Origin of the sequence: Mogibacterium pumilum (assembly GCF_002243385.1) — a bacterium.
In the GTDB taxonomy this organism is placed as follows: domain Bacteria; phylum Bacillota; class Clostridia; order Peptostreptococcales; family Anaerovoracaceae; genus Mogibacterium; species Mogibacterium pumilum.
In genome coordinates this window covers 1,011,384-1,020,493 of sequence record NZ_CP016199.1, presented here as the reverse complement: position 1 = coordinate 1,020,493, position 9,110 = coordinate 1,011,384, and the positions used below count along the sequence as shown (strand labels likewise).

Here is a 9,110-nt window from a genome sequence, read left to right as displayed (position 1 = left end):
CTAAATACGTTTGTATGTGGGATCCAATCTTTAAGGCTTATTTGGCCAAGAAACGAGCTGAAGGCAAGCACTACTATGTCGCAATTTCACACGCATGTAAGAAACTTGTCCGCGTAATCTACAGCCTTCAGATGTCTAGAGAATCTTATCGAATCTCTTAAATAAGTCTCTTTCACTTTTCTGTACGAGCACCCTAACGGATGCTCTGTTTGTCATGCAGTTTTCAAGGTACTAATCTATCTGAACGAATTTCTTCGATTCAGGCTTGACTTTTAATAGTTAGTCTCACTATCGTAATCAACTGCGTTATATGCCGACTGACGCTCTTCATTCCACAGCTCCTCAGGTATGAAGTCCCATGACATCGCAGCAAACTTTCGGTTAAGTCCTGGAGCGATGTTTCTAGCCATCATAGCAGCTTCTATAAGAATAGTTCCTGATCCGCAACATGGGTCGACAAGTAACCTCGATACGTGATCGGGATTGTCCTTATCTCTACGCATCACGCCTTCTTTCCAGAAGCTAAGCCTGACAAGTGCTGCAGCCAAAGTCTCCTTCATAGGAGCTGCAACGTCTACCGCCCTGTATCCACGCTTATGAAGTCCTATTCCAGACGTATCGATAAGTACTGTTACGTGATTCTTGAGTATGGAAAATCTGATGCGGTAATTAGCACCAGTCTCATCGAAATGATTTTGCACGTAAAAATCCGAAAGGCGTGATACTATCGCTTTCTTGATTATGCTCTGGCACGACGGAACGCTGTGAAGTATTGATTTAACTGAAGTTCCTACTACAGGAAATGCAGCATCAACTGTCAGAAAATCCTCCCAACCGATTCCGCGAACCTGCTGGAACAATTCTTCAAATGTCTCTGCTTTAAACTCAGCCACCTTGATATATACTCGGTCAGCAGTCCTAAGCCACATATTGGTGTGAACAATAGCTCTCTCATCACCTATAAATGTGACTTTTCCATCCTCTACCTTGACTACGTTATAACCAAGATCCTGTAGCTCCATCTTTACTACCGCTTCAAGTCCAAATGTCGCTGTTGCAATTAATTCATACTTCATATGCTATACTTTCTCGAAAACTCGTCATAGAGTTCAGTGAATTCAACGTTATCCTTATCTTTAAAATCCTTAACAAACTGATGCATGTGCAGGTGATTCTGCTTTAGCTCAATCTCAACCGCCGCGATATTCGAGCAGTGGTCGGAAACCCTTTCGATATCCGCCAAGATGTCATTTAGGATAAATCCTAGCTCAATAGTGCAAACGCCATTTTTAAGGCGCACTATGTGGTTAGCCTTAATCTGTTCAACGATATCATCAATCAGCTCTTCTAGTGGCTCTACCTTAAGAGCCGTCTTTGTATCCATCTCCAGTATGGTTTTGCCTGCTAGTGTCAGTATCTCGTTGACAGCAGCGCTTAATATATCGAGTTCTCGCCTAGCTTCTCCAGAGAATGATAACCCCTTGTTATGAAGCTCATATATACTCTCAGCGATATTTAGCGAGTGGTCACCAATTCTCTCTGCATCGGTAATACTATGAAGCATCATCGATACATTTGCCGAATCCCTTTCCGAAAGCTCGACTTTAGTAAGGCTTACATTGAAGGAACCAAGCTGATCTTCATAGTAATCAAGCAGTTTCTCATCGCTCTTAATCTTCTCAAACAGTTCATCGTTATATCCACTCGATAGTGTAATCGCGTCTCTAAAGTTCTGAAAAGCGATTTCAACCATCTCGTTGGTCTTCGCCCTAGCCTCTTCAACGGCAATCGATGGAGTGGCCAGAAGTCTCTCATCTAGGAAAACCTCAACCTCTTCGTCCTCTTCACCGCCGACAAATTTTTGGCTGATTGGAACGAGCTTCTCAGCAAATGGAAAGATAATAACCGTCGTAAAAATATTAAATAGCGAATGGATAATAGCAATATCAACAGGTGTAACCGCTGTATTAATAAAGCTGAAATTGATAAGGTAGTTACCGATGCTATACGCAACCATGAATATAATCGTTCCGATTATATTAAATGCGATATGGACAACCGCTACACGTTTCGCATTCTTATTTACACCAATACTCGAAATAACCGAAGTTGCACAAGTTCCTATATTCTGTCCCATGATAATAGGAATGACCATGCCATATGTCAACCCACTAGTCATGGATAGAGCCTGCAGAATTCCCACCGAAGCCGAAGAACTCTGAATAACTGCAGTTACAATAATTCCCGCAAGGATTCCAAACACAGGGTTGTTAAATGCAGTAAGCACCTTTGCAAACTCAGGCATATCCTTGAGTGGCTCCATAGCTGAGCTCATGAAATTCATACCGTACATGAGAACTGCAAATCCAAGCATTACGGATCCTGCATCCTTGCGCTTATCCGATTTGCTCACCATCATCATAAGCACGCCGACTAAAGCCATTATTGGTGAGAACGCCTCTGGCTTGAGTAGTTTCAAAAATATATTGTCACTGCTTATTCCAACTAAGCTAAGCATCCATGCTGTAACAGTAGTACCAATATTAGTACCCATGATAACGCCAACAGACTGCTCAAGAGTCATGATGCTTGAGTTTACAAGACCTACAAGCATGACCGTCACTGCCGAAGAACTCTGAATAATCGCCGTTACACCGAGTCCGAGCAAGAGAGACTTAAACTTATTTGAAGTCATCGACCTCAAAATGCCCTCGAGTTTGCCGCCCGCAAGTTTTTCAAGCCCCTGGGACATGACTGACATACCGTATAGAAACAATGCCAGTCCTCCGAGCAGGTTGATTATCGAAAAAATATTCATAAATTAATCTCCAATTAACGCCCATGTTATTACGCACATATGCTTTAATATTTTATCATATTGCCAGTGCGTCCGCCTTGTTTTTGGTAGATAATTTCAATACTTTTTGGTTTGATTTTGTACTAGCATATTTATTCTCTCGTTTTATGCCCAGTCAGCTGCTACTATATTTGCTAAATTTTAAAAGCGCAGCATAGACGCTGCGCCTTAAATAATAAAATTAAAAAGGTGTATATCTATAGATGATATTTTAATGAATGAAAACCTCGGAAAACTGGCACCCCAGTATATGTGAGTACGTCTACCTGATTAGTCATAGCCTGATATGCACCAGATGCGAGAGCCGCAATTTCCCACTCCCCTGGCATAACCCACGTTTCTGAAATCCAGTCCACGTATTTCTCTAAACTCCTTACTATATATTCGCTTCTAGCAAGTCCGCCGGTGATGAGGATTGCATCGATATCACCTTTAAGCACGCATGCATATTCGCCCACAGCCTTTGCAAACTGATAAATCATTGCGTCGAGAACCAACTTAGCATACTCGTCATTGTCCTCTTCGATGCGTCTCATAATTTCCTGCACGTCAGAAGTTCCCAAGTGACTACTGAGCCCACTATTTCTAACAATCAAATCTTCAAGCTCTTCATGTGTGTATTCTCCACTAAAAGCCATATCGATTAGCTTCTTTGCCGGAATTGTTCCGGCTCTCAGAGGGGTCATTGGACCATCGCCGATGAGATTGTCATTGCTATCTATCATTCTGCCTTTCTGGTGAGCCGTAATGGATACACCTCCACCAAGGTGACAGATTATGAAATTGGACTCATTATAATTAATGCCTTTCTCTAAGCAGTAGCGCCTTGCTACTTCCTTTTGATTTAAGCAGTGAACGTGGCTGTCTCTATATATTCCTTTGATACCGGTAACGCGTGCTAAATCCTGAAATTCGTCGGTATCAGGTGGGTTTACGATATATGCCTTAGCATCGTATTTGTTGGCTAGCTGCCTTGCTATTTGAGAAGCGAGTAGCGCAGGATGATGTACCCCAGAGGCCGCTGTCTCACAGTCGTATATGATTTTATCATTTATACAATATACACCACTGGTGGAAGGAAGAAGCCCTCCCCCTCTACCGACAAATGCATCTACCTCTTTTAAATTAACACCATTACATGCGCATCTATTTTCCACGAACAGCTTTCTATAGCTGAGCTGCTCCTGTATACTGCCAAATTGAGAAAGCTCTTCTTTCTTATGATAGATATTCTCGATAAAAACCTTTTCGCAGTTGTGATAAAACCCGAATTTCGTTGATGTTGACCCCGGATTAATAGCGACTATGTTATATATCTTTTTGTCCATGTCATCCCCCTTTGGCAGCTTTGAACTACAGGGGAATGCAGGACGTGCCCGCACACCCCTGTACTTGCCGTTTTAAGCAGTCTCTCTCGCTGCTTTGATTGAATCAATTAGCAGTGGAACTACCTTGAATAGATCGCCCGTAATCCCATAATCTGCAATTTCGAAAATTGGAGCTGTCTCATTCTTATTTATTGCTATTATGCATTCAGAATCCTGCATTCCAGCTTTATGCTGAATAGCTCCAGAAATACCGAGTGCAACGTATATCCTTGGATGTACGGTCTTACCAGTCTGTCCTACCTGATGGTCTGCACTGATCCAACCAGCATCCACGCAGGCTCTCGATGAACCCACTACTCCGCCGAGTAATTCCGCAAGTTCTGTTGCAAGTGCGATTCCGCCTTCAACATCTTTTGCAATTCCTCTTCCTACCGACACTATTACGTCTGCGCCGATTAGGTCGACCATTTTCTTTGCAGCCTTTACGATGTCGAGAACCTCTGTCTCTATGTCTGCGTCAATTAGCTCAAACTCTGGATGCATAATCTCTACATTTGCTGCACCAGCTTCATCATAAGTCCTCTTCTGCATTACTCCAGGTCTAACAGTTGCCATAGCTGGTCTGAACCTAGGGCAAACGATGGTAGCCATCAAGTGTCCACCAAAAGCAGGACGAGTCATCTTAAGATTAGTATTTACGTCAAATAGCTTAGTATCAAACTTCATATTGTCGACATCAAGCGATGATCCCGAGCGCAGGAAGTTGATGTAGCCATCAAGATCTATATCGAGGTGTGTACAGTCTGCACAAAGTCCTGTATGAAGTCTTGCAGCACATCTAGGAGCTAAATCTCTACCGATATTTGATGCTCCAAATAGCATCACTTCAGGCTTGAACTCCCGTACCGCTTCGCTGATAACCTTAGTATATCCGTCTGTAGTATAATTTTTGAGCAGTGGGCTGTTATATACGTATACACCATCTGCACCGTAGCCACCGAGCTCAGCAGCTAGATCATCTACATCATCTCCGAGAAGTATGCCGTACAGTTTGCATCCTAGCTCATCTGCGAGCTTTCTACCCTCGGATATAAGTTCAAATGTTGTTGGCATCATCTTGCCCTGGCGCTGTTCACAGAATACCCATACATTCTTGAAAGCGTCGATTTGTGAACTATCATAAGCCATATTGAATTCTCCTTTCTAAATGATATGCTTGCCGGTCAAAATCGATACAAGCTCATCAGTGGTATTCTTGTCTGAACCTTCCATCATCATGCCGCCGCCTTTAACAGGAGGTGTGAACGACTTATAGATGTTGGTTGGAGAACCCTTGAGTCCTATAGTAGTCTTATCGATAAGCGGATGATTCTCAAGTGCTGCGAAATCCATAATTTTGAGAGGCATATCCCAGCATTTTTCAGTTCCGATTACGCTCATGTATCTTGGTGTATTGAGCTCCTTGATGCAAGTAATCATGCATGGAGTTGTAATCTTTACTAGCATATATCCATCTTCGAGCATTCTCTTGATAATAAGAGACTTGCCCTCCTTAGTAATTTCTCCTGCGTAAGTAACCTGTGGCAGATGTAGCTTCTCAGCAATCTGAGGACCTACCTGCGCAGTATCACCATCGATAGCCTGACGACCAGCGATTATTATGTCATCTTCTTCGATTCCATAAGTATCAATTGCTGCTGCTAGAATCTGCGAAGTCGCATATGTGTCGGATCCTCCGAACTCGCGAGCAGATACTAGTACTGTCTCATCTACACCCATTGCCATGAGTTCTCTAAGCATTCCTTCAGCAGGCATAGGTCCCATGGTGAAAGCAACTACCTTATATCCGAACTCTTCTTTGAGAGTTAACGCCTGTTCTACAGCATTAAGGTCATCTGGATTGATTATTGTCTGCATCGAAGCGCGGTTTAACGTTCCATCCTCGTTTACTGCAACCTTACCAGAGGTATCTGGAACCTGTTTTACTGTTACAAAAATATTCATTTATTCCTTCCTCCTCTACTTAAGTAAATTGTTTGCAATAACAACTTCTTGAATCTGGCTAGTTCCTTCAAATATGCTCATGATGCGAGCGTCTCTATAGAACCTTTCTACCCTGTATTCCTTTATGTAGCCATATCCACCATGGATCTGTACAGCCTTGTAAGCACAACGGTTTGCAGCTTCAGCAGCGAAGTATTTAGCTATCGAGCAAGCCATTCCTGCCTGAGGTGAATTCTGGTCTTTAAGAATTGCCGCATGATATGTTAGCTGTCTTGCAGCCTCAACATCAGCCTGCATCTCAGCAATCATGAAGCTCACGCCCTGGAAGTCTGCGATTCTGCGGCCAAACTGCTTACGCTCTTTTGCGTACTTTACAGCCTCATCTAGGCAGCCTTGTGCTACTCCTACTGACATAGCTGCAACTCCGAGTCTACCTCCATCAAGTGTCTTCATAGCATACTGGAATCCCTTGTTGAGAGGTCCGATTAAATTAGCCTTTGGAACTCTTACGTCTTCAAATACTACGTCAGATGTAGGATATCCATTAATTCCCATCTTCTTCTCAGGTGCACCAAGCGATACACCGTCTGCGTGCATATCTACGATGAACATTGATATTCCGCGCGAGCCCTTTTGTGATAGATCTGTCTTCGCATATATGATAATCCAGTCAGCCATAGGTGCTCCTGAAATGAAGCACTTGCGACCGTTGATGATAAAGTCATCGCCATCAGGTATTGCTGTCGTAGTTGTTCCGCCAGCATCCGATCCTGCACCAGGCTCAGTAAGTCCGAATACGAGAATCTTCTCACCGCTCGCAACCTGTGGGAGATACTCCTTCTTCTGAGACTCGCTTCCTGCAAGTAGAAGCGGTCCTCCCCCAAGAGAATTCGATGTGTTCGCATATATCGCAAGAACTGCATCCTGACGAGCGAACTCCTCATCCATGAGCACATAAGTTAAGCTATCAGCTCCAGCACCACCGTACTCCTCAGGAATCTTGACTCCCATAAATCCGTAGCGTGACATCTTCCTGTGCATATCCCAGTTAAATTCACCAGTTTCATCTAGTTCATCCTGAAGCTCCTTGGTGAATTCTGTCTCTGCAAATTCACGAAACAGTTTTTGCTGCAACGCATGCTTTCGATCCAAAATCATTTACTTACCTCCTTAGCATGGTATCTCATGAGACGACTTGCCTTCAGTCATAATCTCATAGATGCTGTCAACTCCACATGCTGCCATAGATGCAGCTGCTTCTTCTGTAAAGAAAGCCATATGTGGCGTGTGATATACGTTTACAAATGAACGTAGATATTTGAGTTTAAAGTAAGGCATTCCTTCAGTTCTAATAATGTCTGTGTTATGTGGAATGTGGATAATTCCAGTCTCTCCTGGGAAAGCATCGCAGAACAGTGCACCGATTTTCTCACTTTCAACACCTTCGATAATCGCATCTACATCGAGTAGCTCACCTCTTGCATTGTTAATGATTATTACGCCATCCTTCATCTTAGAAATTGCATCTTTGTTGATCATACCTGTGGTTGCTGGTAAGAGAGGCATGTGAATCGTTATTACATCGCATTCCTTGTAAATGGTATCCATATCGACATAAGTTGCATATTCTTTTACTTCGTCATCCTGAACTACGTCATAAGCAAGGATTTTGCATCCGAATCCGCTAAGAATCTTGATTACAGTTTTTCCAATCTTTCCAGCACCTAATATACCAACCGTGAGGGAACGGAGCTCTCTACCCATCTTACCTTTGAGGGTAAAATCGTTATCATTTGTATTGTAGAGAGCCTTCTTCTGGTGACGCATGCACATCAGAATCGCCATTACTGAATATTCAGCAACTCCGTTTGGAGCATAGGAGCCGTTGCAAAGCTTAAATCCTAGTTCTCTAGCATACTCAACATTCATGTGATTGTATCCAACGCAGCGGGATGCGAGCACCTGAACGCCCATCTTCTTGAGTTCATCCAGCACCTCATTTGAATACGTGCTCTGCCCTAGAGTAGTGATTCCATCACTTCCTTCAGCTAGATTAACAGTATTCTCGTCAAGGTTTGCTCTTGTAATTACTACGTCGATACCGTATTTGTCACATAGATTTCTGATGACAGGCTCTTCATCAGGTCTAACTTCATATGCAGTAATTTTCATATTAACTCTCCTTTGTAAATCACTTTTCTTGTGTCAAACCTATGCATTTTTCCTACAAATTATTTATTAATCTCTAAGTGCTGGATCCATATCGATTGCAGCACCGCTCTTAATCATCTCTTCAATCGCCTCTCCTGAATATCCAAGTTCTCCGAGGATATCCTTAGTCTGCTCTCCGAGGTAAGGACCTCTCTCGTAAGGTGGAAGTCCCATCTGATCGAATAGTACTGGAGGTCTTACGAGTGTACGTTTGTTTCCGTTGCTATATGACATCTCGTAGAAGCAGTCAGATGCCCATGCCTGCTTGTCCTCTAGGAGGCTATCCCACTCCTGAGCGATTGCGTATGGCAAATCATTTGCATCGAGGAGCTTGCACCACTCGTCACAAGTCTTTTTCTTGAATTCTGCCGTAATCCAAGCTGAAAACTCTTCACGATTAGGAATAAGGTTCTTCTGTGGGTAGTATCTAGCGTCATCTGCTAGCTCTGGGTATCCCATCGCATTCATCAGTATTGGATAGTGCCTATCGTACTGAGGCATTGCTATCTGTAGCCACTGTCCATCAGCAGTCTCATAGCAGAGTACTAGTGGGTTTCCAAGCTTCCATCTCTCCATAGGATATTGGGTACTATCTGCTCCGTACTGGCTCGCTTGAAGCATCAGGGAGATATCCCAGATTGCGCTGTGGAATAGAGATACTACTACGTGATCTCCTTCACCAGTCATCTTAGCCTTAAATAGTGCTGCGA

Annotated in this window: 8 protein-coding genes; all 8 read right to left on the bottom strand. The window is 43.2% G+C overall.

Annotation, left to right across the window (positions count from 1 at the left end; genetic code table 11):
- Positions 1-272: 272 nt before the first annotated feature.
- On the bottom strand, positions 273-1,076 hold the full coding sequence (locus AXF17_RS04890; protein ID WP_237049003.1) for a THUMP domain-containing class I SAM-dependent RNA methyltransferase: 804 nt from the start codon (positions 1,074-1,076) through the stop codon (positions 273-275).
- Entirely contained in the window at positions 1,073-2,818 is a 1,746-nt protein-coding gene (locus tag AXF17_RS04885; RefSeq protein WP_094234065.1) for a Na/Pi cotransporter family protein, read from the bottom strand. Before AXF17_RS04885 ends, AXF17_RS04890 begins: the two co-directional genes overlap by 4 nt.
- Positions 2,819-3,054: 236 nt before the next feature.
- Positions 3,055-4,185 carry a butyrate kinase gene (gene buk, locus AXF17_RS04880; RefSeq protein WP_094234064.1) on the bottom strand — a complete coding sequence of 377 codons (1,131 nt, stop codon included), beginning with the start codon at positions 4,183-4,185 and terminating at the stop codon, positions 3,055-3,057.
- A gap of 72 nt (positions 4,186-4,257) precedes the next feature.
- A complete protein-coding gene (acrA, locus tag AXF17_RS04875; protein ID WP_094234063.1) occupies positions 4,258-5,373 on the bottom strand; it encodes an acryloyl-CoA reductase electron transfer subunit beta in 1,116 nt (371 codons plus the stop codon).
- Between the two features lie 15 nt (positions 5,374-5,388).
- A complete protein-coding gene (gene acrB, locus AXF17_RS04870) occupies positions 5,389-6,189 on the bottom strand; it encodes an acryloyl-CoA reductase electron transfer subunit gamma (RefSeq protein ID WP_094234062.1) in 801 nt (266 codons plus the stop codon).
- 15 nt (positions 6,190-6,204) lie between these two features.
- Positions 6,205-7,347, bottom strand: a complete 1,143-nt coding sequence (locus tag AXF17_RS04865) for an acyl-CoA dehydrogenase family protein (RefSeq protein ID WP_094234061.1) — start codon at positions 7,345-7,347, stop codon at positions 6,205-6,207.
- A 12-nt stretch (positions 7,348-7,359) separates the two neighbouring features.
- The gene (locus AXF17_RS04860; protein ID WP_094234060.1) at positions 7,360-8,361 is read right to left on the bottom strand and encodes an NAD(P)-dependent oxidoreductase; all 1,002 of its coding nucleotides are present in this window, start codon (positions 8,359-8,361) and stop codon (positions 7,360-7,362) included.
- Positions 8,362-8,427: 66 nt separating this feature from the next.
- A partial coding sequence (locus tag AXF17_RS04855; RefSeq protein ID WP_169711322.1) for a CoA transferase occupies positions 8,428-9,110 on the bottom strand: 683 nt, incomplete at its 5' end.

What these genes read in the sequence shown, in the direction of transcription:
- buk (WP_094234064.1), bottom strand. Translation starts at nt 4,185, where the DNA reads ATGGACAAAAAGATATATAACATAGTCGCTATTAATCCGGGGTCAACA.
- AXF17_RS04885 (WP_094234065.1), bottom strand. Translation starts at nt 2,818, where the DNA reads ATGAATATTTTTTCGATAATCAACCTGCTCGGAGGACTGGCATTGTTT.
- acrA (WP_094234063.1), bottom strand. Translation starts at nt 5,373, where the DNA reads ATGGCTTATGATAGTTCACAAATCGACGCTTTCAAGAATGTATGGGTA.
- AXF17_RS04865 (WP_094234061.1), bottom strand. Translation starts at nt 7,347, where the DNA reads ATGATTTTGGATCGAAAGCATGCGTTGCAGCAAAAACTGTTTCGTGAA.
- AXF17_RS04860 (WP_094234060.1), bottom strand. Translation starts at nt 8,361, where the DNA reads ATGAAAATTACTGCATATGAAGTTAGACCTGATGAAGAGCCTGTCATC.
- acrB (WP_094234062.1), bottom strand. Translation starts at nt 6,189, where the DNA reads ATGAATATTTTTGTAACAGTAAAACAGGTTCCAGATACCTCTGGTAAG.
- AXF17_RS04890 (WP_237049003.1), bottom strand. Translation starts at nt 1,076, where the DNA reads ATGAAGTATGAATTAATTGCAACAGCGACATTTGGACTTGAAGCGGTA.